Raw genomic sequence first — 26,367 nt, 5'->3', positions numbered from 1 at the left:
CTAGAAGTACTAAATGAGGGGATTGAGATCCAATTACGGAGTTTCATACATAATGATGATTGCATGCCCCACGAATAGCAGGCGAGAGGATGATTTGAGCGAGTCATTTTTGCTGTTTATTTTTGCGTCTGTTGCTTTTGCCTTCTTAGTGCTCAAGTTGGGGTTGTTTTTTTCGTTTAGTTTTGCGGTCGCCTCTTATCTTATAGGAGCAGGAGTCGTGGGAGCGGTAGCGCTCGGGGCGATAAAACTTAATTTGAAAAATAAACTGGAGCATATTGTATCGGGGTCTAGTCCTAACTCTCTCTATCTTGTTTTCTGCACTTTAGGCTCTGGACTCTTAACGGCATCAATTCACCGATATAGCGGCGACGACGGGTTCTATCTTGCGAAAGCTGTCTATTACGTAGAGCACCCAGACGCTATTATTAACCTTGCGGTCACCTGGGTTGCGGATATTCCTGCCGGCACTGATTTTGTTCGTTTCCAATATTACGAGACATTTCAAGCTGCAATTGCGTGGCTAGCTGGTTTGAAGGTGCTGACAATAGCACATATTGTTTTTCCATTCCTGGTTGGAAGTGCTGCGTTCCTTGCTATCTATTTGTTGCTTGGATTGTTTGAAAAGCGGAAAGCTGCAAGGTTACTTGGTAGTGTTGTTCTCGTGCTTATAATTATGTTATTCGGCGATACCTCTCGTTCGTATGGCATATATACGCTTGCTCGAGCTCACCAAGGCAAGGGTGTGCTCCTCTTTTTGGGATTTTACACTTGGGTATATTTTTCATTGAAGTATTGGGAGTATAATGATTGGTCTAATTTCTTTAAACTGGTTGTCGTTTGTGTTGCTCTAGCCGCGCTAAGTACAACCGCCTTCGCTTATATCCCGCTTCTATCTATAATTCTGTTCATATCGTTCTATGGCTCTCAAGGTAAGTTGGTTTCTTTTGAGGCATTTAAAAAGGGCACGACATATGCGATTTCCCTCGTGCCTCTAGTGGTTCAGGCATTGAGTTATAAACGCGCTTTGCTCAATCTTCACCCTAAGGAACATTGGAAGTCCCATTTCCCCTCCGACTTTTGGGGGCAGGTGGAATTGATTACGGGTGATAGTTTACTCATACCTGTCTGTTTAGGGCTTAGTTTAGTTGTGATTGCAATATTTTCTCCACATAGGAAATTTTTCCTTATATGGGTTTTTGTTACAGTTGCTTTCGTATTGAATCCGATTGTTTCAGGATTTATTATGAGTAAGTTGACGACAGAAAATATATATTGGCGAATGTTTTATCTTCTTCCATTCCCGTTAGTCGTTGTAATCGCTGTATTGGCGTATTTTAGAAAAGAAAGTTATTCTTTGGCGCATTTATCTATTGGGTCGATGCTGCTGATTTTCGCGATATGGGTTTCCCCAACATCCATTTTCGCAGGAGGAAAATATACGACGCTAGAGTGGCCTAGGTACAAACTGACTCCCGTTGCTATAGAAGTTGTTAGGCGGCTCCACGCTTATCTTCCGCCTGGAACGATGGTTGCTGATACGGAATATTTCGCGGTTCCACTGACTATTAGTTCTACGAAGTTTCCGCAATTGTTGCTGGAACCTAGAGTACTTTATAACATGAACAACGACAGTGACTGGAAGAAAGAGGTTTTGAACCGCGAGCGGGTGGAGCGATACCTATATCGAGGTTCCAAAGAAACTGGTGAACTAGCATTTTTTAAGAGATTTTTAGATAAACACCGACCGGATTATTTGATGCAAAATCTTAATTTTCCTAACGCAAAGGATGTACGTCGTATTATGGTGGAGAATAACTACAGTCCGGTTAAGAAGAAGATTCACCCAGATTATGTTGTTTGGCGGGCAAATCCGATTTAGTGGTGATAACTCGTCGGAATTGGAGTCCTAGAGCGTCTCTTAATAAGGAGTTTTCTCTTTTGCTTCTTTTTGCCAAAGATTATGAATTCAAGTTCGGTAATACATCACAAGTTATCTGGCAGGGTTCTGCTATCGATTCAATCGCCACTACAGGTTACGATTGATGAGATAGAATGGGAGCGCAAAGCATGAGTTGCAGCGTCCATCCCCATGAAAGATCGACTCCATGGGTGGGAAAAAAGATCCAATCCTCCACGCAGTCACAGCAAGAACTGGCGGTGACAGACACAGACACTGCACCGTCGCTTGGTGGTCCTGACTGTGGGCCGTCGGCCACAATCTCTGCAGATCAGGTTCCATTTTCATATCCTAAAGAAGTTGGGAAAGAACGCAAATATTTGGCGCAAGCACTAAGAACTGGTCGCATGGCTGGAGATGGCGATTTCAACCGTCGCTGTTCGAGTCTGCTAAGTAACCTGATAGGAGTGGCTGGTGCTTTGATGACCCCATCGTGCACCCATGCCCTAGAGATGGCGGCGATCCTGTTTGGGTTGGGGCCGGGAGATGAGGTCATCATGCCCTCGTTCACCTTCACCTCCACCGCCAACGCCTTTGTGTTGCGTGGAGTGAGAATCGTGTTTGTGGACATTCGCCCGGACACGCTCAACCTGGATGAGGCCTTGGTCGAGGAGGCGATTAATTCGCGCACCAAGGCAATCGTGCCGATGCACTATGCTGGCGTGGCCTGTGAGATGGATGCGCTGATGGCGGTAGCAGGGCGCTACGGCCTGTGGATAGTAGAAGATGCCGCCCAAGCGATCGGCTCCGGCTACAAGGGGCGTCCTCTAGGGAGCTTCGGCCATCTGGCGGCTTTCAGTTTTCATGAAACCAAGAATCTCCAGTGTGGGGAAGGCGGCGCCCTGTTGGTCAACGATGCTAGTTTCTTTGCCCGTGCCGAGATCATTCGGGAAAAGGGCACAAACCGGTCGCAATTTTTCCGGGGAGAAGTGGCCAAGTACAATTGGGTCGATCTCGGTTCGTCGCATCTGTTGGGTGAATTGCCAGCCGCTTTTCTTTACGGCCAACTGCAACAGCTCGAAGCTGTGACTGCCGATCGGTTGCGGGTTTGGGAGTATTATCGCCAGCGCTTGACAGGTCAGGAACAGAAAGGTAATGTGGAGTTGCCGGTTGTTCCCGTCGACTGTTCCCATAATGCCCATATCTTTTATGTGAAAGTGGCGGATGAAGCCATGCGCGAACGTCTGCTGCGTTTTCTCAAGGAACACGGCATCGGGGCGACGTTTCATTATGTGCCGTTGCACAGCGCACCGGCAGGCAGGAAATTTGGCGTGTTCCATGGTGAAGACCGGTATACCACCAAAGAGAGCCAGCGACTGTTGCGGTTGCCTCTTTATTACCGCATGACCAGTGCCGATGTCGATCGTGTCTGCGATGCAATTGAGCGTTTTTTTGAATGAGGATGTCGAGGTATTGATGCCATACGGATTTCAGAAACATTTGAGCGTCGAATTCCCTTCACAGATCGTGGTCGATACCACCGAGCGCTGTAATTTGGCATGTATTCATTGCCCCCATGCGGACTTTACAGCCAAAGGGTTGTTGGGTAACGTTTTCTTGGATGTTGCTTTGCATAACAAGATGGTTGATGAGGTGGCAGCGGATGGCCGTGGCATCTGCCGTTATCTTCGATATACGGGGCAGGGGGAAACCATGATGCACCCCCATATGTTCGAGATGCTGGGATACGCAGTTGACCGTGCGGGAACCGCAATCAATGTCACCACGAACGGTACCCTGCTGGGAGAAACACAGGCGAGGCGGTTGCTGGATACCGGGGTGCACGTGGTCGATATCAGCATCGATGCTTTCACCGATGCGACCTATGCGCTGGTGCGCAGAAAAGGCAAACTGGAAAAGACGCGCAGCAACGTATTGCGCCTGATAGATTTCAAGCTGCGTGGAGGGTATGGAACAATGGTGGTAGTCAGTTTTGTAGAACAGTCGCAGAATGCGGATGAAGTAGAACAGTTTGAAGCTTTTTGGAAAAATGCCGGAGTTAATTATGTAGTCATTCGGCGCCAACACTCCGCTGGAGGTGTGAAACCTGGACTAGTCAGTACTCCAAGTATGAGATATCCATGTCTTTATCCTTGGGAACGCCTCACTTTAGGTCCTGATGGAATGTTGCATTATTGCCCTCAAGACTGGGTTCATGGTTCAGAAATTGCCAATTACCAGGAAACCACTATTAAGGAAACATGGCAGGGTGAAGCAATGCGAAATCTTCGAGAGGCTCATTTGAGAAATGACTTTAGTTGTCACAAGTTCTGTGGTCAGTGCCCGGACTGGAGTACTACTCGCTGGCCCGAGCAAGGGCGAAGCTACACTGATCTGATGAAACATGCCGTTTCTGCCGGCATGGAAGATTGATGAGGTTCTGGATCCATTTTACATCCTTATATATCTACAACATTAACGCTTCCAAAGAGCGCTTAATAGTGGCGAACTCAAGTTCTAAGTGCGCAACTGATAGGATTGTGGGCGGGACATTAAAATTAAATCTGAAGACCTGTTTCACGGCTCCCTATTCACCGTGGCAGCGGGACACCAATGAGCAGACCAGTGGATTGCTGCGACGTTACTTCCCCAAGGGAAACGACTTCAGTAAAGTCTCAGATCAGGCGATGAAGACCATTGTCTTGAAGATCAATCAGTGTCCTAGAACATGCCTCGGCTATCAAGCTCTATATGAAGTTTTTGCAGAGGCCCTGCGTGGTGCGCCTGCAACTTGAAACCGCCGTTGCCCGCTTTGCTGGAACAAGACTAGTCCATATATCATAGGGAATGTTCTAAATGTCTGACACATCGCTACGCCACGAGCCGGAAAGGTTGCAGAGGGAAGTACTCGAAAAACTTTATGAAAACACGGTGCTCTCTACTTTTGAGATGTTTCGCTGTTTTCCTGTGTTTACCCCTAGGCTCAATTTGGCGCGCTTCCTGGTACACTACGAGCTGTTCAAGAAAATAGTAAATTTGCCGGGTTGCATAATCGATATCGGGGTCTATCGTGGAGCCTCTACTTTTACATGGGCAAAGTTGTGTGAGATTTACTGTGCAACCGATGTGCTGAAGAAAGTGTATGGATTTGATACCTTTTCCGGATTTGTAGAAATACGAGAGGAAGACGGTAAGGAGAATGAGGCCCAGAGTGTTCACTCGGGTGGGTATCACGGAGGACAAACCGTAGAAATGGATCTCCAGCTGGCGCAGGCTGCGATGAATCACGACAAGCATATTAGCCATATTGACCGGATTGAGCTGATAAAGGGGGATGTCGCGGAAACTGTTCCCAACTTTCTGGCGGAAAAGGGAAATGGTCTGAAAGTCTCTTTGCTGAATCTGGATGCTGATTTGTATGAGCCGACTAAGGTTGCACTGGATCACTTCGTGCCTCGCATGGTTCGGGGTGGAATTATCATTCTTGATGAATATGCCGTAGAGACATTTGGAGGTGAATCTCTGGCTGTCGATGAGTATTTCCGCGAGAATTTTAGTAGCAATCCTAAAGTTAAAAAGTTTACCTGGCATAGCAATCCATCAGCTTATATTGAGGTGGATTGGTGAAAGTCGGGATTATACAGTCTAACTATATCCCATGGAGAGGGTATTTTGACTTCATCTCCGATGTCGAATTGTTTATATTCCATGATAATATTCAGTACACAAAGCAGGATTGGCGTAACCGAAATAAGATCAAATCAGTAAAAGGCTTAGAGTGGCTGACCGTGCCGGTAAATTATAAGAAAACAGGGCAACTTATCGAACATACATTGATTGGTTATGAACGAATCGGCCGAAAGGGAACATGGCAGGATGAGCATATTAAAAAGTTTGAAGTAGCCTACCGTCAGGCTCCCTATGTGGATCATGCGTTACAGATATTAAGAGAAGCATTCGACGCGCGAGATGAGACGATTAGTGCTTTGAATGTTCGACTGATCAAGCTGATTTGCAGCTACCTGGATATTCCCACGAAGATGGCAATGTCTCGTGACTTTCAAGCGACTGGTACGAAAACTGAGCGATTGATCCAGTTGCTGACGGAAGCGAATGCTACCTGCTATTTGTCCGGGCCGGCCGCAAAGGCTTATCTTGACAAAGATCTATTCGACCAGCACGGTATTTCACTTGAATACAAGAGCTATGATTATCCATCATACCCGCAGCTGCATGGGGAGTTTGAGGGCGGTGTTACTGTCTTGGACTTGATCGCCAATTGTGGATCTGAGGCTCGAGCTTACATCACAAGCAGGACCGCTAATGTTGTCGCGTAATTTCGACGGGATTCATTAACGGTTCGTATGAGGCAATGACTCATGAGTGAACAGGCAGTCTTTTCCATCGTGGTTCCGGTTTATCAAAATGAGTTGAACCTTAACCACAGTATTCCAACCCTCTTACAACTTGGGCAACGTCTTCCCGGATACGAGCTAGACCTGGTGTTTGTTGACGACGGCTCAACGGATTTATCTTATAATATCTTGCTCAAATGGCAGGAAGCGCACACCGAGCAGATTACGGTAGTCAAGCTAACGCGGAATTTCGGCCAGAATCCTGCAATTCGAGAAGGACTGAAGGTTGTTAGGGGAGATTGCGTTGGAATAATTTCCGCTGACATGCAGGATCCTCCTGAAATCTTCTTGGAGATGATAGAGCGCTGGGAACGGGGTGCCAAGTTGGTGGTGGCAGAGCGGGAGTCCCGCGAGGAGAGAACGTTCGGTTCGTTTGTTTCCAACATGTATTGGCGCATGGTGAGTCGATATGCAATACCAGGACTTCCCAAGGGAGGATTCGATTATTGTCTTTTTGATCGGCAGATTAGAGATGATCTGGTTAATCTCGCGGAAAAGAATAGTCCAATATTCCCTTTGGTCTTTTGGTTGGGCTACGATCATGCTGTGATTCCATACAGGCGAAGAATAAGAACAAACGGAAAATCACAGTGGACATTATCTAAAAAAATTAAGATTACTGTTGATACGTTTATCAGTTTCACCTATCTCCCCGTTAGATTCGTTACTATTCTCGGACTCATTGCCTCGATCTTGTCGGTGTTATATGCGATGGTTGTTTTCATTCGTTGGTTGGGATGGGGAATTGCAGTGCCAGGTTGGGCTACCATCGTAATGTTGATTTCAATGTTTGGAGGGATGATTCTGTTTTCTCTAGGCATTGTCGGTGAATATCTCTGGCGGATTCTCGATGAGGCTCGTTGTCGTCCGGGGGCCGTTGTCGACAGTATCCGACGTGGGCGGCATTAGGAGCCGTAATGGGCGCACTTCATGAGAATCTGAAAGATAGCCAGATTCCAGGTGTCGTGCTCATTGTTGGGGCGCCGCGTTCGGGAACCTATCTGCTTGTTACTAAGTTGAATGCTCTATTCTCGATGGCGATTCCAATTGAGACCCATTTCATTCCCCTGTTTCAGAGGTACCTTCCATTGTGGGGTGACTTGCGCAACGAGTCCAACCGGAGCTTATTGCTTGAGTGCATCTACGATTTCCTGGAAATATGGACGCTCCGTTCCGGGCAGGGACGTGATTTGGAAGATATTGTTCAGCATAGTCTTTTGGTGACCCGACCACGGACCAAAGCTATTCTTGCCGATAATGATAATTACCCAGATATGGTGGAAGCTTTGTTCCGGGAATATGCCGATTTTCGCGAAGCCCGGCTGACTGGAGATAAAAGTGCATTTTTTGCCTCGATACCACTGGAAGAATTCGATAATGCACTTTCCAGTATGAAGATCATTCACGTAATACGAGATGGACGGGACGTCAGTTTGTCTTGGCGCGCGACTTGGTTTGGTCCGAGATCTCTGGCTGAAGCCGCCTGGTTGTGGCGTGACCATGTACAGGATAAGCAGCGCTGGGGAATGCGTAATCCTGATCGCTATCTTGAGTTGCGTTACGAAGATTTGCTTGATGCTCCTGACACAACGCTTGCTAGAGTTGGAGATTTTCTAGGTCTGCCGGTGACTGAGATTGATAATCGTGACAACAGCATGGCAGAGCTTCTCGCCCAGGGAGATACGCACGTCAAACTGATGGAACCGCTTGATCCAGGAAACAAGGAGAAGTGGCGTCACGCCATGTCGGAGCGCGATCAAGCTTTGTTCGAATACTATGCCGGTGATGTTCTACTTGCAAATGGTTATTGTATATCCGGACGCCAAATCAACGTGCGGGAACTTTTGGCTTTCCTCCTCTATGGCCTTGCTGCACGCACTCTGCGCTTAGTTTCCTTTCGCCACTGGCGCTTATGGCTTAAAGAGTTTTTGCCTATCGCGGTGTGGGCAGCGAGACGCCTAGGTTTTTCCTTGCCCGGTCTCCTCAATCGAAGGTTTAATCATTGACTTGAAAGCGGGAGCATGACCAGGATTCCGGCGAATGGTATGCGGCATGCCCGTGGTCTCATATCGCTTGTCGCCGTTTTTGCGGCCCTAGGCTTTCTTGTCTGGCACTGGCCGAGCGCAACAGTATGGCAAGCAGTTTTGAATCCATCCCGATTGGCAGCACTAACAGGCTTTTCAATGTTGTTCTGCGCGGCCGTCGTTGTGCGCGCAATACGTTGGCATTATTTGATGTCCAGCCAGTTGCATGAACGTTTTGCAACTACCCTTAAGGCCTACGTTTGGTTCTTTGCTATCGGGGGTTACACGCCGATGCGCGCGGGAGAATTACTCCGAGTCGGCTGGGTAAAGTCTCGTGGGGGGTCTGGAACATTCGCAACAGGAGCGTTTCTGGCTGAAAAGTTGGCGGATGTTACGGCTTTGCTGTTGCTGTTGGGCTTGGTCGCTTTAGCCAAAACAGTCCCCAAACCGCTAGAGGGAACTTTCTCGGCAATAACAGCACTCTTATTAATTGGATATTTTATACTGATCTTCCTCGCTCAGAGAACTCCCGACCGACTGAATCGTTCTGTAACCAAACAAAGCTTGCGCAGCCGATTTGACCTTTTGCTCTCGGCGGTTCCGATACCGAGTGCCGGCCGCCCATTCTGGTCATTTCAAATTCTCACCCTGCTCGTATGGGGCCTTTTAACAATCGGTTTCCTCGTCTACCTAAAGGCATGCTATCCAAATATTCACTGGAGCGCTGCTCCGATGTGCCTCGCGATGGTGAATCTATCCACTTTCCTTGGAGGCCCGCCTGGAAATTTGGGGGTTTATGAGGCCTTTTTCGCAATTTCGCTCCAAGCCTATGGCATCAACTTCGAAGAAGGTGTAGCTACCGCAGTTGTATTACATTTCGTTGCGCTTGCCACCACCGGGCTTATCGCTATTGTCTCGAAGTGCACGCGGCCTGTCGTGGATTAAGTTCCATATATTAAGGTTAGCCTCCCCATGAAAAACATATATATTGTGAGGTGGTCCCCAAAAACTGGACAATGGTGTAAGCTCTGAGTCACTCAAACAAGGAGATGACAATGAGCAAACAAAAACGGGGTCTTCGTGTAAGAGTGTGGGTAAAAACGGACATAAGAACGGCATAACACCGCGTCAGATAAGGAAAAATGAGGTTTAAAGATAGTGAGAAAATCTGTATGATTTGTGGATGGGAAAGAAGAGACGATTACTGGACGAATATCAGTTCCCCGGATTTCGACCGCGATCGGGAATACAGGGGATATTTGGAGACCCGAAAGCTCGTGTTATCCGACTTGAGAGGACTCAAAAAAAACAGCATGCGGTTGTTGCGGCACCGTCCATCGCAGTTATTACGACAAGACAAAACGACAGATACGGGACCTGTCCTGTGGGGATGCGCGGATATACCTGGAAGTGGAAGTTCGGCGAGTCCAGTGCAAGAGGTGTGGGAACGTGAAGCGGGAGAAGCTCCCCTGGCTGGCAAACAATCCCTTTTATACGAAACGGTTTTCCTGCTACGTGGGTCGGAAGTGTCGTGCCATGACGGTAGTGTAAAATCTTTTGTGTAAATTCTGAAAGGGGTAGAAAAAAGGCGCTTTTCCTTTTAAATAGGGATTGACCACCAATCTCAAATAAAAGGAGAAAGTGTTTTGGTATGTCTCACTACGACTTAGCCTTAGTGTTTGTTAGTTTTCAGAGGTGCTGCGTTTATTTGTCCATTGTAAAAGAGTTGTCCAGCCAATACAGGATAGCTATATGTCCGCAAGCTGTTGATGAAAAGACACATGTTCGCACAAAAAAGACAATTGATGAGTTCCTGGCATTGTGTGAATCTTTTGGGGCGGACATCATTTATGACGAGAAGATAACGGCTAATATTGAAATATTACCGCAAACGAATTACACGAAAGAAACTATTGATAATATCAACAATAATATTGCAAGCACAAAAACATTTTGGCTATCAGGGTTAGCCATGGGAAATGCCCAATATGAATACCTGTATGGTAAAAAAATTGATAAAATTTTAGTTATTGATCGGAATTTTTATAATTATAGAGTTAATGAATATGAGAGGCCTGCCGGACATAAATTTCGTAAAGAAGATATTGTTGAGATGGGCGTTCCTTATAAGAAATATCCGATATTTCCTGATTACGGTATTGATTATCTATGGGCGAATCCCACTCCGTTCAGTTTTTGTTGCGTTAAAGACAGATTAGAATATTTAGAAAATGTTTTTTCATTGATTAAATTAGTCGATGTTGATGATGTGATAGTGTTAAAGCCTCACAATGCCGATGAACGAGTTGATTATATAGTTAACGAAAGGATCTATTCAATATTAAGAAACAAAATTTTTTCACCCTTCTATTCCTTTATCGATGGAATTTCAAGGAAGATCGCCGCAAAATTAAGATATGCGAAGATAGCAGATTTTTTTTTAAATATCTCAATTGCAATAATGTATGTAAAATTAATGAGGCGAGTTGTTCGCTTCAGGGATATTACAGAGCTTCACAATCTGAACCTTGAGCTGTTTCTGCCAAACGTAAGAAAAGGATTGATAACCGGTAGAAGTAATAGTATATGGCATGGTCTTTTTAATAAGATTCCAGTTTATAACTGTATTGATGAAAATAAGAAATATTATAGCGATACTAAGATGCACAAGTATAGTATGAAATATTTAAACGTGCATGGGAATTATAGTACGCTTGAATTTGACTCAAAACTTTACGATTTGATTGATACAAAAACAAGAAAAGCAGATTTAATCATGTTTATCAAGGAACAGTTGGATGGCTGAACAATGTGTAGAGAAAATATTTGTGGTGTTTCTTGAAAACAATCAAAAAATACGATGAGATAATTTTAAAGTGAGAAATATGAGCAAGCCTAAGCTATTGTATTATTCCATTTTAAAGTATCAGGCTGACAATTTAAAATTGTTAAATGATAAATTTGATGTAGTTGAAGTCGCAAATCCTTCTTTTGATAATGAGGATATTTTAAGCACTATTGATGTACTCTTGGCTCCCATGGGGTATTACTTAGATAAAAACAAGATAGATAAGTGTTTAAATCTCAAGGTTATTGGTTCGAATACCACCGGCCATCCGCACATCGATGTCGATTATGCTTGTTCGAAAGGTATTGAAGTTGTAACACTTAAAAATCAAAAAGAATTCTTGGATTCTATTACACCGACAGCCGAGCATACTTGGGGATTGTTGATTGCTCTTACACGCAATCTTATTCCTGCGTACAAATATGCTTTGGATGGACAATGGGACCGCCGACCATTTGGTGGCGCCAAGATGCTTTCCAGAATGAAGATTGGTGTGGTGGGACTGGGCAGGCTCGGTTTCAAAGTGGCTCAATATGCTCTGGCCTTTGGAATGGATGTTTTCTATTTTGACCCATTTGTCTTTTCCGGCTTGCCAGGTTTGGTAAGCTGTAGCAGCTTGGAAGGGTTAGTCGCTCAAGTGGATGTTGTCACCGTGCATGTCCCTCATGAAAAAGAAACTGAAGGCATGTTTAGTGCTCGAGTGTTTTCTGAATTTAAGGAAGGGGCATACTTTATCAACACCTCTCGAGGGGAGTTGGTTGACCATAGCGCATTACTGGAATATTTGAAAAGCGGTCATCTTGCCGGTGCGGTTCTTGATGTCTTTGATGGCGAGTTTGTTCCCGGATTTCAAAAAACATTTAAGGATCATCCGTTGTTAGCATATGCAAAGGCCAATTCCAATCTTATTATAACGCCTCATATTGGAGGATCAACGTATGATGCCTGGTATGAAACGGAAAGGTTTACAATAAATTCTATCATCGATAAGTTAACGAAGAAGCAAAAATGTAATGGGATACAATTATGCAACAATGAAGCATGGGCATTTATTCCTGCCCGGGGAGGCTCAAAAAGCATACCTTTGAAAAACATGGTCCACTTAAATGGGAAACCATTAATAAGTTATGCTATTGAAGCAGGGATGTCCGCTTCCATGATTACTCGTATGATATGTTCAACCGACAGCGAGGAAATTAGCAATTATTGCCAAATGCGAAAAATAGAAGTTCAACCCCGTCCCACGCACTTATCTCGTGACAATGTTCCCACCGTTGACGTCATAATGTACTTCCTTGAGACAATTAAGCAAAAAGAAGAAAGGCTGCCTGAATTTCTTGTGTTGCTTGAACCTACTTCTCCTTTTGTAACAGAAAGAGATATTGAAATGTGCATACATGCATTAAAAAACGATCCCGGCGCTGATTCCGCTCAAACAGTTACACCTGTTTCTTCAAACAGTCATGCATATAATCAGAGATACCATGATGACCACGGATCACATTTTCTGTTTATGAAAGAAAGAAAGGTGTGTATCAATAAACAGATGAAACCTGAATTTTTTATTCATGGGAATGTGCGGGTTATGAGAGTCTCCTCGTTAATCAACTCTGGTGACTTATTTGGCGCAAAATCGATTCCGATTCCCATTTCTCGCCTTAGAGCGATGGACGTTGACGGCCCTGATGATTTGGTGATAGCCGAAAGCATCATTAAATCTGGTCTGTTGAGCTAATGGGATATAGGGTAAAACGATGAAACAAATATCAGCAATTGTAAACGCCAGGCTCAGTTCTTCAAGAATGCAAAGTAAAATGATTCGTCCATTTTGCGGCACCGATCTGCTTGAAATTGCATTAGGGAAACTGGACAAACTTGATTATTTTAGTCATAGATTTTTGGCTGTTGCTGAAGAAGAGTTGATGGAAAAGGCTAAAAAATATAAAAATGTTGAGATCCTCGAAAGAAAAAAAGAATCTGTAGCGCCAGGTCCTCATCATCCTCTTATTACTTTTGAACATTACACAAGGGTGCCAACCGAATATTTCTTTGTAATTAACTCCTGCTCAGTTTTTTTGACGTTAGATACAATTAAGTCAGCGTACGACACCTTCCAGCGGACAAATTATAGATCATATATATCTGCTGTAGAGACAAAAGATTGGATATTTGACCAGGATGGTAAGCCCATAACACACACTGATCCTGATACATACCAAAATACAAGCGACGGCAACATTTTTTTTCGAGTAACGCATGCATTCTACATCGCTAATAGAGATTATTTTTCTCAGAATAACGGGAAATTATGGAATCTTGAAATTAATGACCCATTTTTGATAAAAATGCCGATAGAAGAATCTTTGGATATTGATACAGATTTTGATTTCGAAGTATCTGAAAGCCTTTATATGAGTAGATTGTGTAAAAAAGGATAGTGCAACAGCAGAAAAGGCTGTGCAAGTGCATTTATCAACCTATCAACTTATTGATATTGGGTGAGAATGACAATGGTACTTAGAAATAGATTAATTCTTTTCCTTTTTTGGGTATCTATTGCTTATGCTTCTCGGTGGTTTAATGGCATTATCTTACTGGTATCAGATTCTTATGTATTAAAACATCTGTTCGCTAATCATGCTCAACCATTTGTAACATTATTTTTTGCAGCATTAATATATTTCCTTTCACATGATAGGATAACCCTTAATGATATTCCCAAATTGATTTCATTCAAGTTGTTGATTGTTGCCTTAATATTTATGGTGATCGAAACAATTCATTTTCCCAATGATTATTCTCTGTTTAAGCAATTTAAATATCTGTTTTATTCAAAACTAATTTCATCTTTTTTGGTATGTGTGCTTATTATATTCATAATTGAAATAGTTATTAAAAACGTTAATAAACTATACTTCATCGTACACCTAATTTATATAATTTCTTTTAAAGCGATTGGTTATATGTTCATGGCAGTGCTACTGAAAGAAGAGGTCATTCCTTTATTTATTAATAATCTAATTTTTAATTCTTCTCAAGCGTATGAGTCCTTGGCGATTATTTTTGTGATTTTATTTGGTTACATTCATGCGTTGGATGACTGGAAAAAATATATGCTGATTTATGTTAATGCACTACCGATGTTCTTCTTTGAGTGCAGAGGCGCATCTTTGACATTTATTATTATTTCGATATTCTTTCTAATTGAAACTTTTCATCGACAACTCATTTTAAAACGAAAGATACTATTGTTGACCTTGTTGCCGTTATTGTTCTTTTCATTTTTGACCTTAAAAGGTGTTGCTCCTTTAGGAATAACTACTTTTCATTCATTTGTTGTTAATAAAGGTTTCAGTGCAACGATGAAGAATCAGGAGCAAATCCAAATTGGAAAACTTTACCGTAATCTTTCTAACTTGCTGGGAACTAGGCCAAAACAGATTGAAAGGTATATCGGGGAGCTTTCTTCAGACGATTCCTTACAAATGAATGAACAGACGGTTAGCGCATTTTCGAGGATAGGTACTTTCATGTTGGGAATTTCTACATTTATTTATCATCCGATTTTGGGAATAGGCAGTCATAATGCTTATACTTTACATGTTGCTGGATTCGGGATACACTCGCTTGCACCTTTAATTCTTGCCAGTTATGGTATGGTTGGATTCCTTCCCTTGGCCATCTTTTGTATATTTGTCATTGGTAAATATACAAAAGAGACAGGAGATTACTTAGGTATGATATTTATATCCTCTTTAATTATATTATTTATGACGTTTATTAACAGTTTTAGTTGGATGTATTCTTTTGCCGTACTATTTTTTTACTATGCGAAATCTGATAACTGTTTTCGATGTCCTATCTCCAAAGAAATATATACATCATTCTTGACCCTGCAACGCAACCCATGACAGTTCAATCTTGACATTCAATTTAGAGGCCGTTGAACATCTCGCTGGAATTCTAATTTTATGATTTTGTTAAAAATTGTGAGATGTACACTCATGTTTTTCGTGTCCGGATTGCTCTCCGATTTTGTGCTTGCTTTTTTAAAATATGACCTGGGTCTAAAAGTCTGTGTTAGAGCCTTTCTGACCAAGTGGCCTACAATACTGCCACCGAGCGACCTATTTACGAAGCTAAAAAGTGTGTTGTAGCGCTTGCGGCAGCGGAGTGAAATTGTTTACATATTTTGGTGACATAGACTTGTTGTCTGCAGCAATCAATCGTGCCAGGGCGGGATACTCTGCTTTCATGCGCTCTTGTAGGACCGGGGACGGGCAGGTTCGCTTGACACCTCGATCCGAAGTTACACCTTTTGCGTTGTGTTTCGCTATCTTCGGGTATTGGCTTCTCAAAGAGTCCGTGGAGCTGGAGCGGCACGGGGAGTATTTCGCGGAACAACTTAGACGTAATCTCTTCGATTATAAAAGAGAGCGGGAGCCAAGTAACAGCATCAGCAATGATAAACCGTTCTTGCAGTTGTTGGCCTTTACATTGAGCGGCCTTTATCTGCTGGGTAGGCTTCAAGAGGATCCATTGGAAGAGCTGATCGTACCATTGCTTCCGGATGATATTGCAGAAGACCTGAAAAGGACAGGGGCCCTCAGGGGTATTCCACAGAGTGGAAACATGGCCATGTTTATGGCGATATTGTTGATTCATGCTCGGGATTATTTGGGGATAGACACGGGGGCGCGAATAGAAGAATGGGTTGAGTTACATCTCAAGGCTATGAATGCCAGGGGTTTCTGGGGTAACAGCCCGGGTATGACGTACCTGGAGTTTCAGAACGGTTACCACCAGTACGAAATTCTGGAATACCTGAATGTGGAAAACCCAAAATCCGAGCAGGCTACAGCCTGCGTAGAGCATTTAGCGGACAGGGAAGGGCATTTTGGTCCTTATCCCGGCGGCGGCGGGTGCTACGACTATGATGCGGTGAGCATCCTCACCGGAAGGCACTGCTGGCTTGAGCACAAACGCAGGGAGCTGCTTCAACGCACACTCCATTCCATTTTGAGAGAACAGAATGCGGATGGCGGGTTCGGCGAATCACACTACATACGTCCCCGTTCGCTGCGGAATCTGATGGCGAACCTGAGGCATATCGCTGTGGCTGAGAGGTCGACAAGATTCGAATGCTTGCGTTATGGCCTCACTCTGCAAAGGCCCCGGCACAACCGGATTCATACTCACTGGAGTCGCTATCCTTGGGAATGGGGCGAGTCCGATCTTTGGAACTCGTGGTTTCGTATGCTTGCAGTGGCCAGGATCAGCTGCGCGACAGACACCCGAAATCGGAGCAACTGGGGTTTTATTTCGTACCCGGGACTTGGTTTTTACCACGGGGCTTAGCGACTTGTGGTGACCAAATGTCGATGATGCCAGTTTATTTCGGCTCATTTTGTCAAGCACATAAAATTCTTTCCCGTAAAAACGCCGGATCATTTCCTAAGCAAGTATGGATTCGTGCCCCAAAAAGAGATCTAGCCTCTATGTTGTTAGAAACATAGAGCAACTGGCTTACGCCATAGGACATTATTTCCCCCACGATCTCATAGCCAATGGTATGTGCAAGCGAATATACAAGCCTTTGGAGCAGGACGGATACCCATGTTAATGAGGTCCGCCTGCCGAGTACCCCGATGAAGTCCTGCCCTCTATGAGAGTGTATTATATATCTCCGTCCGTCATGCCGTCTCGCAGTGCAAATTCCATACATGTTGCGCGCATGTGCCAGGCTTTGATAGATTCGGGGCATCAGGTCACCCTGTTTGTCGCCCGTTCCATTCGGGGGAAGAAGGAATTCCAAGCCCAGTTCGAGTCGTTTTACGGCTATGATATCGGGCTGATGCAGGTAACTTCCTTCTACATCCATATAAGCAAGGCGTTGATCTCTCGCATTGCTGTGCGCGCCTTGATAAAGTATCTTGCCGATGCTGTTGTCGGTTGCCGGCCCGACCTGGTGATCTCGAGGAATCTGTGTGCATCTTTTATTATCGGAGTGCTTTTGCGGCGCAGATTGGTTTTTGAAACGCACCAACCTGAGGGTGGTTGGCGAAAGTACCTGCAGAGGGCGCTGATGCGACGACCGTGGGTGACTACGGTAGCCATATCCGAGGCCCTACTGGGAATTCTGGGTCAGCACCATGGATTCCTCCCTGCAAGATATTTGGTGCTGCATGATGCTGCCCCCCATCCAGGTCCGATCCTATCTCCCACAGAGAAGCTGATTCTGCGAGAAGAATTGCTTGGTGCGGAACAATTTGCAGGCTACAGTATGTTTGCAGGCTACTTTGGACATCTTTATGCCGGGAGAGGGATAGACATCATTGAAGCATTGGCCGGAAAGCACAAGAACACAGCCTTCCTGGTCTTTGGCGGCAACGAAAAGGATATTAACAGCGCCCGTGAAAGCAATGGATCGAAGAATCTCTTCATAATGGGGCACATTGCGCCTGCTCTCGTTTCCAAATACATGGCTGCCATGGATGTGTTGCTCATGCCCTACCAGAAGAGTGTTTCGATAGGCTTGAAAGCCATGGATACTTCCCGCTGGATGTCTCCGATGAAAATGTTTGAGTACATGGCTTCTGGAGTACCAATTATTTCATCGAAATTACCAGTTTTGGAAGAGGTACTTCGTTCGGGAGAAAACTCCCTTTTGGTTGAACCGGATCGAATTGACGAGTGGTCCAGTTGTTTGAATCACCTGGAAAAAGACAGGTCACTTGGGAAAAAGCTGGCACAGAACGCCTACAAAGAGTGTACGTCGAAATACAGCTGGAGTACAAGAGCAAAGCAGATGGTGAAAGCCGGTGCAGAATAAGACAAAACTGGTTTTTGTGGTGATTCCGTCTTTGATTCTGGCCGCTCCGGTAAAAGGGGCTGTAGCTCTGTGCAATGGATTAGTCAATTATCTACCGGTCAGGCTTGTTGCTCTGAAAGACGATGTTGTCGCCCCGGGCCTCGAAATCGATCCCAAGGTGCCGGTTATCTCCCTTGCGAAGAAACGCAGTTGGTTTGACAAATACGGAACGTATCGAAGAATTCTCCGGAGTTTCGGAGAGCGGAAGGATTTGATTTCTATTTCCTCTTGTTTTTCCGGAGACGCTTTCAATTTTTTTTTCGCACCCTATGCCACTATTTTGAGCGGTGTTCGCGGGAACCTGCCTAGAAACTATGCAATTGAATTTGGATTCTTGGGCCGAAGCGCTGCCCTTCTTCATTTCTGGATGCTGAAACGCTTTGACCGGGTAGTCGCCATGTCCTCCGAGATGGCTGGACAATTGCGCAAGGCCGGCATCAAGCGCATTGACACTATTGGGAATTTTGTGGATGAGGAAAAACTGGGGCGTAAGAGAGAACCGCGCGGAAAAGTGGGCGCAAGTTTTCGTTTTGTGTTTGTGGGAAGGCTTACACAACTCAAGTGCCCGGAGCTTCCAATCATGGCTGCTGCATCTTTACGCAGGAGCGGCATCAACTGTCTTCTGGAATTCGTCGGGGACGGTCCCATGCGTGGTGAGCTGGAGAGTTTGGCCAAGAAATTGGATTTGGATTCCTTTGTTATCTTTCATGGCCATCAGGCGAATCCCTACAGATTGTTACAACAGTGTGACTGTCTAGTGCTGCCTTCTCGCACTGAAGGTATTTCGCGAGCGGCCTTGGAGGCCCTTTTTTTTGGAATACCCGTAATCCTCCGGGACGTGGATGCCAACCGTGAGGTAGTTATTCCAGGCTGGAATGGCGAGCTTTTCAAAACCGACGAAGATTTGGTGAATATCATGGCTGAAATGGCAACGACACCGAGGGAAAGGACAGGGGACAGAAAAAACTTACTGCCTGAGGCCTTTCGCCAGGACTTCAATGTGCGGCGTTTCCTGGAGATAGTTGTTCGAGATCCGAATGGAATATGAACAGTACTATAATTATCTCCTCCAACGGGGTTGGCTGGGATTCTTTTATCGCCGATATTGGTTGTACCCAAGAATCAGTCGATTTTTAGCGGGCAGGGTATTGGATGTTGGCTGCGGGATCGGGGATTTTTTAGAATATCGGGAACAAACCATCGGTATTGATATCAACCCCTACAACGTGGCCTATTGCCGTAAAAACAGATTGGAAGCCTGCCAGATTGATGGAGTACATTATCCTTTTGCAACCGCGACCTTTGACGGAGCAGTTCTGGATAATGTTTTGGAACATCTATCAGACCCTATTCCATCCCTATCTGAAATTCGCAGAGTCCTAAAACCTGGTGGTACGTTGGTAGCGGGAGTTCCCGGCCGGCGGGGCTACTCTTCCGATCCTGATCATAAGCAGTTCTATGACGAGGATATGTTGATCAAAAAACTGGCGGGAACCGGCTTTCAAATTACCAAAATCCTGCATATGCCGTTCAGATCCTTGTGGCTGGAGAGGAATATAAGCCAATACTGCATCTATGGGATATTTCAACGCACCTAATGCACACCGCTTCGTGAATACATTTCAGAATTGTGACGGATGAGATATTGATTGCTCTATCCTATGATAGATATAACCATCTCGTTAGTTTCTTTCAATCAGCGTCATGACCTTGATCGGTTATTGCCCTCCCTTCGGGCGGTGGCCAAGTCGGTCCAGGCGGAAATTCTGCTTGTGGACAATCGATCCACGGATGGAACAGGCGAATTTGTGCAAGAGAACTTTCCGGAAATTATTGTTTCGGCCAATCCGAACAGAGCGGGATATGGCGAGAATCACAACTTAAACCTTAAGAAGGCCCGTGGGCAATATTTTGTGATCATGAATTCGGACATGACGGTGGAACCGGATATATTTCTCCGTCTGCAGAACTTTATGGACCAGAATGATGACGCGGGGATTGTCTCACCGAGAATTCTTAACCCGGACGGCACGATTCAAGGTCTTAATAAGCGCTATCCCACCCTCGCTGACCTGTTTATACGTCGTTTTGTGCCCAAAAGTCTTCAGCATTATTTCTCAAGCCGTATCGCTTATTATGAGATGAGAGATGTCGGATATGATTCAGTATATGACGTCCCATTTCTGAGCGGAGCCTTTATGTTTTGCCGGGCTGAACTACTGAAGCGTGTCGGTGGATTTGATTCCGGCTATTTTTTATACTTTGAGGATGCAGATTTGTGCCGCAGAATACAGCGGACACACCGAACAGTATATTACCCGGAAGCGTCCGTTACTCATTTTTGGGAAAGATCAGCTCATAAAGACTGGAGATACACGTATTATTTTATCAAAAGCGCACATCGTTATTTCGCTCGCTGGGGCTATCGACTTTATTGAGGTTGGATTTATTAATCCGGCAAGTAAATATATAAAAGTGTCATGCCGGACTTGATCCGGCATCCAGTTCCTTGCTGGATTCCCGCTGAAGTTTATCCGCCGCAGGCGGGCAGGCAGGCATGACGGTATTTAGGTATTTAATTGCCAAGGTAATAACAAGTGCAAAACATTCTGATAACTGGCGCAGCGGGATTTATCGGAAACGCTTTGTGTAGGCGATTGGCCTCTGGTAATAAAGTGATCGGGGTTTATTATAGAAAAGGGCCTGCTAACTATGCAGATGTTTCCTGGGAACAAACCGACCTGACCGATGTAAGTGCCGTGGCCGCGGTTTGTGAAAAATATTCCCCCGATGTGGTTATTCATTGCGCGGGGATCGCACACCAGAAGATTGGATCAGTAAATTCTCCCACTTACATGCGTGTGAACAGTGAGGCTACGGGAAATCTGGCAAAGGCCGCTTCTCAAGTTAATCCTGATGTGCGTTTTATTTTTTTGTCTTCCGTGTCCGTGTATGGTGAAGGGCCGGGGATTACCTCACGCAAAGACGCAACGGCGCAAAAAAGAAAGAATTATAATGGGATTAGTGAGAATGGCAAATGTCAGCCTTCAAGCGATTATGCCCGCAGTAAGCTTGGTGCCGAGAAGCGTCTTGTTGCTTTAGCTGATGAGGGCATACTCAATGGTCTAGTCATCCTACGTCTGGCACCTGTGTATGATCGTGAATGGAGTTTTAACCTTAATCGCCGGGTATTAGCACCTCTGACCATAACCTATATCCGTTTCGGTTCAGGGCTGCAAAGGATGTCTGCATTGGCCAGACCGAACTTGGTTGATTTTGTCGAATTTCTAATAAAAAGCAAATTAGCCACGGACGCACACAGACACATAGGACGTAAAAAAGAAAAAGATACTGGAGTGAATATCTTAAACGTTTGTGATGCTGAGCCTTATGAATTTAACACTATTATCCAAGTCTTTAAAAGCTCCGGCGCACGTCCCAACCGGCCGGTTATTTCGGTGCCATTATCTGTTGTCCGGTTTGCAACCAGGATGGCAGGGTGCCTTTTACCTGACAGAAAGAGATGGCTGTATTCCTGTTATGACAAGCTGGCTTCAAGTTTGGTCTTTGATAATGAAAGAATGCTGAAAACCGGTTTCAGGCCGCGCCATTCCCTGCAGACAATCTTTCAATCCACAGATTAACGCAGATTAAATATCTCACGCAGAGGCGCGAAGACGCAAAGATAGAAAATTATGGCTGAGAATAAAATAGCCAAGGAAATTGTTGACGCGGCACATCAAGGGTCGTAAACGACCTAAAAGAATAACTTGGCGACGTTGCGCCCTTGGCGTGAGGCAATAATTTTTGTGGAAAAATTTGTTTTATATACCACTTGTCTGATTCTGGGTGGAGCCGGGGCTTGGATCATTTTTCTTTTTGCCTTCAGGGTTGGCCTGGTTGATCATCCAAATGAACGGAGCTCCCATGCGACACCAACGCCAAGAGGGGGGGGCGTTGGCATTTTAGCTGCCTTTATCCTTGCTTCCTTATTCGTTAAAATGCCCTTAACTTTCTGGCTTCCCGCAGCCTTACTTACCTTGTTCAGTTTTTTTAGCGACAAATTTGAACTCTCGCCCAAAATCCGCTTGCCTATCCAGTTCATAGCAGCCCTGTTTCTTGTCCAGCTCTCAGCTTTCAGCTTTCAGCCTTCAGCCTTCTCGCTTTTCCTCCTGGCTATATTCATCGTAGGTACCGCGAATTTTTATAATTTTATGGATGGGATCAATGGCATCGCAGGGGTCACAGGTGCAACAGGGTTTGGACTCATAGCCCTTTTTGGCTCGCTTTCGGGAACTGCCGCTTCTTTCGTAATCCTGGCCATCTGCCTCGCTCTTTCCTGTCTCGGTTTCCTTCCTTTTAATATGCCAAAGGCTAGAGTTTTTATGGGCGATGTGGGCAGCATCTTGCTCGGCTTTGTGTTCGCAGCGATAGTCGTATATTTATCCAAAAGCCTTATCGATATTATATGTCTCTCTGCCTTCCTTTTTCCTTTTTATGCAGATGAGTTGACCACCATGTATGTACGTTTGCGCGACAGAGAAAGCCTGACCCGTCCCCATCGCAGACATCTCTACCAGATTTTGGCAAACGAATATGGAATGCCTCATTGGAAGGTTTCGGTTGCATATGGCTTGTCCCAACTGATAATAGGCACAAGTGTCTTGCTGGTAAGGCCGTTTGGTAGTATCATGGTTTTGCCGCTTTTAATGATTTATTTTGCGGGATTCGTATTATTGACCATTCGTCTGCGAAGCGGAACCGCTCGTCTCACCGCGAAGGCGCAAAGAACGACCTAAAAGATAATGATCTTTAAGACTCTGCGTTTTCTGTGTGCTCTGCGGTGAGCTATTAAAATATTAGCGAAATCAATGAAAGTCCTTCTACGCAATAAAAATTTCTGGGTGATGTTGGCAGGGGATATTGCTTTACTCGGAATCTCCTACGTCCTCGCCTATGCCCTCCGGTTTGAATTCCACATTCCACAGGATTACATGGTTATTTTGAAAAAGAGTATCATCCCGGTTGTAATAAGTAAGCTCTTATTCTTTTACTGGTTTAAGCTTTATAGGGGCATGTGGCGTTACACAAGCATAGCCGACCTCCTGAATATCATAAAGGCTGTTTCTATTAGTACGATGGTCGTAATGGTCTCTATCCTCATGTTCCACCGTTTTCAAGGCTATCCGCGTTCTGTCTTTGTGATTGATGCGATTCTGACCCTTATCTTCATTTCGGGTTTCCGTTTGGCGGTCCGCCTCCTTTTTGTCACTGACGGCCATTCCTTGACCATTATAAGACGAAATGGGCAGCAAAAAGGTCGAAGGTTACTTATTATCGGGGCTGGCAGCGCGGGGGAGAAAATGCTGCGCGAGATTAGGGACAACGCCCATTTGGAATATGACGTTATCGGTTTTTTGGATGATGATTCAAATAAGGTTGGTAGGTCTATACATGGAGTACCTGTTCTTGGCGTCATAGACGAACTAAAAGAATTTGTAATTAAAAAAAGGATAGAAGAAATCCTGATAGCCATCCCTTCTGCTACCGGCAATCAGATGAAGAGGATAGTTGAACTTTGTAAGCAGACGAAAGTTAAATACAAGACAATCCCCGGAATTGGTGAATTGATCGATGGCCGGGTGAGTGTAAAATCCATTCGAGATGTATCCTATGAAGACCTTTTGGGGCGGGAGCCTGTACACTTAGAAAAAGAGAAGATTGGCCGATACTTGCAAGGGAAAAGGATCTTGATCACAGGCGCCGGAGGCTCCATTGGTTCTGAATTGTGCCGGCAAATTGCCCGGTATAATCCGGCACACCTAATGCTGCTGGACCGGACGGAGAAGAATCTCTACGACATCGAAATGGATATGTGGCGAAACTTTTCGTATATAAGATACATTCCGGTCTTGGGGGATATTCGCCATAAAGGCGAGATTAAGGCTATCTTTGAAAGATATCGCCCGGAAGTAGTGTTCCACGCCGCCGCATATAAGCACGTGCCCATGTTAGAACTTAATCCTTGGGAAGCTATATATAACAACATCCTGGGATCAAAGAATGTTATAGAGGTAGCCTGTGATTCCGGCATAGAACGGTTTGTTCTGGTCTCAACTGACAAGGCCGTTAATCCGACTAATGTTATGGGGGCCTCAAAGAGGGTAACCGAACTGCTTGTCCAGACCCATGCCAATCCTGGTCTTACCAGGTTTATGGCGGTACGGTTCGGGAATGTGGTGGGGAGTTCCGGCAGTGTAATTCCGTTATTTAAAAAACAGATTGAGCAGGGCGGACCGGTTACCGTAACTCACCCTGAAGTGACCCGCTATTTCATGACTATACCGGAGGCCGTGCAACTTATATTGCAGGCTGGGACTATGGGAAAGGATGCCGAAGTGTTCATCCTGGACATGGGGACACCGGTTAAGATTGTGGATATGGCCAGGGATTTAATCAAACTTTCCGGACTTGAGCCTGAAAAAGATATCGATATCGAGTTTATAGGGCTCAGACCGGGTGAAAAACTACATGAAGAGCTGGTAGTTGTCGGTGAGGAGGTTGCTCCCACCGGCCATGATAAAATCCTCGTCCTGAAACAGAACGGATCCGGCCTTCTTACAAAAAATGATTTGGAAAAGAATATTCGGGAACTTGTGAAACTGGCCGATGCCAGGGATGCGGCAGGCATTAAACAAAAACTGAAGGAGATCGTCCCGGAATACACTCCGCAGGAGGTCTAAACGAATCCACAGATTAAATATCTCACGCAAAGGCGCTAAGACGCAAAGATAGAAAAAATTATGAATGAAAACGAGATAGCTAAGGAAGTTGTTGATGCTGCGTATCAGGTTCACAGAAAGCTTGGCCCAGGGCTTTTGGAGACAGTATATGAAGTTGTTTTGGCCTATGAGCTGAAAAAAAGAGGGGTGACGGTTGAACGACAGGTACCTGTGGCCATTGTTTATGAAGATGTTAAGTTCGACGAGGGATTCCGTGCAGACTTGATTGTAGAAGATAAAGTTATTGTAGAACTTAAGTCTGTTGAAACAGTGAGTCCTGTACATAAGAAGCAGTTGCTGACTTATCTGAGATTGGCTGACAAAAGATTGGGCCTTTTGATAAATTTTAGCTCGGAGCTACGCGACGGTATATCAAGGGTCGTAAACGGCCTAAAAGAATAAATTGGCGCCTTTGCGCCTTTGCGTGAGGTAATAACTTCTATGGATGGGTTGTTGGATGCCTATCTATAAAACAAGCCCGCAACGCTTTTCTATACAGGAACATCAGGCTACGCACCTGCACTATGACCTTCGCCTGGAGCTGGACGGTGTGCTTAAGAGCTGGGCTATCCCCAAGGAGCCGCCAACCGATGCGGGCGTTAAACGCCTGGCCGTCCAGACCGAAGATCACCCTTTAGACTACATATACTTTGAAGGCACCATTCCAGAAGCTCAATACGGAGCTGGCATTGTCTCAGTATGGGATAAGGGTCAATTTGATTTGGAATCGCGGGAAGAAGGAAAGATCGTTTTTCACCTTCGTGGCGAAAGGCTTATCGGCCGTTATGCCCTCATCCACACCCGCGGCAATCAATGGATTTTCTTTAAAACAAAATGAGATCGTATAGCTAACCCGCCACCCGCAAACCTCACCTTATCAACCATCCTCTTTTTAACATCCTACAGTCTCATAGCTAATCAGCCTTATATTACAACTTATCGCTGACAACTAATGACTATTTAAGTGATTTCATAAACGCCCGATAAGAACAGAGACACAACAATAAATGTCCGTAGCCGCAAATAATGTATTGAAATTTGCAGGTAATTTATATAAAAAGATTTCGATGGTTATTGCGGTTGTAAGCGGCGTCAATAAACGCAAGACTGCGTGGCGCCTAAAATCTCGTTCCAGGAGGAATTAGACATGCCGAAATTGAAAAAGGGTGATCTTTTGAGTTGTGAAGCTTGCGGCTTGATTCTGACCGTAGCCGAACCCTGTGGCTGTGCCGATGTGAGCATGCTTTGCTGCAAGAAGCCTATGGGCAAAGGTAAGCTGGCTGCCAACAAGGCCCGCAAATTAGCTGCACAAAAGAATAAACCGGCCAAGCCTGCTGCCAAGAAAGCAACGGCAAAAAAGGCCGCGGCCAAGGCTAAACCCGCAGCCAGGAAGGGTTCTGCAACTAAAACTGCTACCAAAAAAGCAGCGGCCAAAACGAGCAAGAAAAAGAAATAAGCGTTTTGATTTAAGGCCTTTTTACGGCTGGTAAAAAGCGGTTTAGTTTTAGCGCCTGGAGTTTTTCCAGGCGC

Annotated in this window: 23 protein-coding genes and 1 pseudogene; all 24 read left to right on the top strand. The window is 45.0% G+C overall.

Annotated features, from left to right (window positions below; translation table 11 throughout):
- The first annotated feature begins 94 nt into the window (after positions 1-94).
- The 24 genes and pseudogenes from PHT49_00260 (at position 95) to PHT49_00145 (ending at position 26,293) form a co-directional block, all read left to right on the top strand.
- On the top strand, positions 95-1,879 hold the full coding sequence (locus PHT49_00260; protein ID MDD5450324.1) for a DUF6077 domain-containing protein: 1,785 nt from the start codon (positions 95-97) through the stop codon (positions 1,877-1,879).
- A gap of 188 nt (positions 1,880-2,067) precedes the next feature.
- A complete protein-coding gene (rffA, locus tag PHT49_00255) occupies positions 2,068-3,357 on the top strand; it encodes a dTDP-4-amino-4,6-dideoxygalactose transaminase (protein ID MDD5450323.1) in 1,290 nt (429 codons plus the stop codon).
- Positions 3,350-4,330: a radical SAM protein gene (locus tag PHT49_00250; protein ID MDD5450322.1), complete on the top strand. Its 981-nt coding sequence runs from the start codon at positions 3,350-3,352 to the stop codon at positions 4,328-4,330. Before rffA ends, PHT49_00250 begins: the two co-directional genes overlap by 8 nt.
- A 152-nt stretch (positions 4,331-4,482) precedes the next feature.
- Positions 4,483-4,692 (top strand): annotated as a pseudogene (locus tag PHT49_00245) (IS30 family transposase).
- A gap of 61 nt (positions 4,693-4,753) precedes the next feature.
- Positions 4,754-5,524: a macrocin O-methyltransferase gene (locus PHT49_00240; GenBank protein MDD5450321.1), complete on the top strand. Its 771-nt coding sequence runs from the start codon at positions 4,754-4,756 to the stop codon at positions 5,522-5,524.
- A complete protein-coding gene (locus tag PHT49_00235) occupies positions 5,521-6,234 on the top strand; it encodes a WbqC family protein (protein MDD5450320.1) in 714 nt (237 codons plus the stop codon). The genes PHT49_00240 and PHT49_00235 overlap by 4 nt, the downstream gene beginning before the upstream one ends.
- A gap of 42 nt (positions 6,235-6,276) precedes the next feature.
- Positions 6,277-7,221 carry a glycosyltransferase family 2 protein gene (locus PHT49_00230; protein MDD5450319.1) on the top strand — a complete coding sequence of 315 codons (945 nt, stop codon included), beginning with the start codon at positions 6,277-6,279 and terminating at the stop codon, positions 7,219-7,221.
- Between the two features lie 8 nt (positions 7,222-7,229).
- On the top strand, positions 7,230-8,318 hold the full coding sequence (locus PHT49_00225; GenBank protein MDD5450318.1) for a sulfotransferase: 1,089 nt from the start codon (positions 7,230-7,232) through the stop codon (positions 8,316-8,318).
- Between the two features lie 15 nt (positions 8,319-8,333).
- Positions 8,334-9,281 carry a lysylphosphatidylglycerol synthase transmembrane domain-containing protein gene (locus PHT49_00220; GenBank protein ID MDD5450317.1) on the top strand — a complete coding sequence of 316 codons (948 nt, stop codon included), beginning with the start codon at positions 8,334-8,336 and terminating at the stop codon, positions 9,279-9,281.
- A gap of 706 nt (positions 9,282-9,987) precedes the next feature.
- Positions 9,988-11,142, top strand: a complete 1,155-nt coding sequence (locus tag PHT49_00215; GenBank protein ID MDD5450316.1) for a hypothetical protein — start codon at positions 9,988-9,990, stop codon at positions 11,140-11,142.
- Between the two features lie 79 nt (positions 11,143-11,221).
- Positions 11,222-12,919 carry an NAD(P)-dependent oxidoreductase gene (locus PHT49_00210; protein MDD5450315.1) on the top strand — a complete coding sequence of 566 codons (1,698 nt, stop codon included), beginning with the start codon at positions 11,222-11,224 and terminating at the stop codon, positions 12,917-12,919.
- 19 nt (positions 12,920-12,938) lie between these two features.
- Positions 12,939-13,622, top strand: coding sequence for a hypothetical protein (locus PHT49_00205; protein MDD5450314.1), 684 nt, complete (start codon positions 12,939-12,941; stop codon positions 13,620-13,622).
- A gap of 72 nt (positions 13,623-13,694) precedes the next feature.
- The gene (locus PHT49_00200) at positions 13,695-15,095 is read left to right on the top strand and encodes a hypothetical protein (GenBank protein ID MDD5450313.1); all 1,401 of its coding nucleotides are present in this window, start codon (positions 13,695-13,697) and stop codon (positions 15,093-15,095) included.
- A 343-nt stretch (positions 15,096-15,438) separates the two neighbouring features.
- Positions 15,439-16,542 carry a hypothetical protein gene (locus tag PHT49_00195; protein ID MDD5450312.1) on the top strand — a complete coding sequence of 368 codons (1,104 nt, stop codon included), beginning with the start codon at positions 15,439-15,441 and terminating at the stop codon, positions 16,540-16,542.
- Between the two features lie 337 nt (positions 16,543-16,879).
- On the top strand, positions 16,880-18,016 hold the full coding sequence (locus PHT49_00190) for a glycosyltransferase family 4 protein (protein MDD5450311.1): 1,137 nt from the start codon (positions 16,880-16,882) through the stop codon (positions 18,014-18,016).
- 16 nt (positions 18,017-18,032) lie between these two features.
- Complete coding sequence (locus tag PHT49_00185) at positions 18,033-19,103, top strand: glycosyltransferase (GenBank protein ID MDD5450310.1); 1,071 nt, start codon at positions 18,033-18,035, stop codon at positions 19,101-19,103.
- Positions 19,093-19,653, top strand: a complete 561-nt coding sequence (locus PHT49_00180) for a class I SAM-dependent methyltransferase (GenBank protein ID MDD5450309.1) — start codon at positions 19,093-19,095, stop codon at positions 19,651-19,653. The genes PHT49_00185 and PHT49_00180 overlap by 11 nt, the downstream gene beginning before the upstream one ends.
- Positions 19,654-19,716: 63 nt before the next feature.
- Positions 19,717-20,493, top strand: coding sequence for a glycosyltransferase family 2 protein (locus PHT49_00175; protein ID MDD5450308.1), 777 nt, complete (start codon positions 19,717-19,719; stop codon positions 20,491-20,493).
- Between the two features lie 159 nt (positions 20,494-20,652).
- Entirely contained in the window at positions 20,653-21,699 is a 1,047-nt protein-coding gene (locus tag PHT49_00170) for an NAD-dependent epimerase/dehydratase family protein (GenBank protein MDD5450307.1), read from the top strand.
- Positions 21,700-21,864: 165 nt separating this feature from the next.
- Positions 21,865-22,854, top strand: a complete 990-nt coding sequence (locus PHT49_00165) for a glycosyltransferase family 4 protein (protein ID MDD5450306.1) — start codon at positions 21,865-21,867, stop codon at positions 22,852-22,854.
- A gap of 72 nt (positions 22,855-22,926) precedes the next feature.
- A complete protein-coding gene (locus PHT49_00160; GenBank protein ID MDD5450305.1) occupies positions 22,927-24,798 on the top strand; it encodes a nucleoside-diphosphate sugar epimerase/dehydratase in 1,872 nt (623 codons plus the stop codon).
- Positions 24,799-24,858: 60 nt separating this feature from the next.
- Positions 24,859-25,239 (top strand): GxxExxY protein, encoded by a 381-nt coding sequence (locus tag PHT49_00155; GenBank protein MDD5450304.1) that lies wholly within the window; start codon positions 24,859-24,861, stop codon positions 25,237-25,239.
- Between the two features lie 55 nt (positions 25,240-25,294).
- Positions 25,295-25,675, top strand: coding sequence for a DNA polymerase ligase N-terminal domain-containing protein (locus PHT49_00150; GenBank protein ID MDD5450303.1), 381 nt, complete (start codon positions 25,295-25,297; stop codon positions 25,673-25,675).
- A 309-nt stretch (positions 25,676-25,984) separates the two neighbouring features.
- The gene (locus PHT49_00145; protein MDD5450302.1) at positions 25,985-26,293 is read left to right on the top strand and encodes a hypothetical protein; all 309 of its coding nucleotides are present in this window, start codon (positions 25,985-25,987) and stop codon (positions 26,291-26,293) included.
- The last annotated feature ends 74 nt before the right edge of the window (positions 26,294-26,367 follow it).

Source organism: Desulfovibrionales bacterium (assembly GCA_028715605.1).
Taxonomy (GTDB): domain Bacteria; phylum Desulfobacterota; class QYQD01; order QYQD01; family QYQD01; genus QYQD01.
The sequence above is the reverse complement of the archived record's forward strand: the minus strand, read 5'-3'. Positions and strand labels throughout refer to the sequence as shown.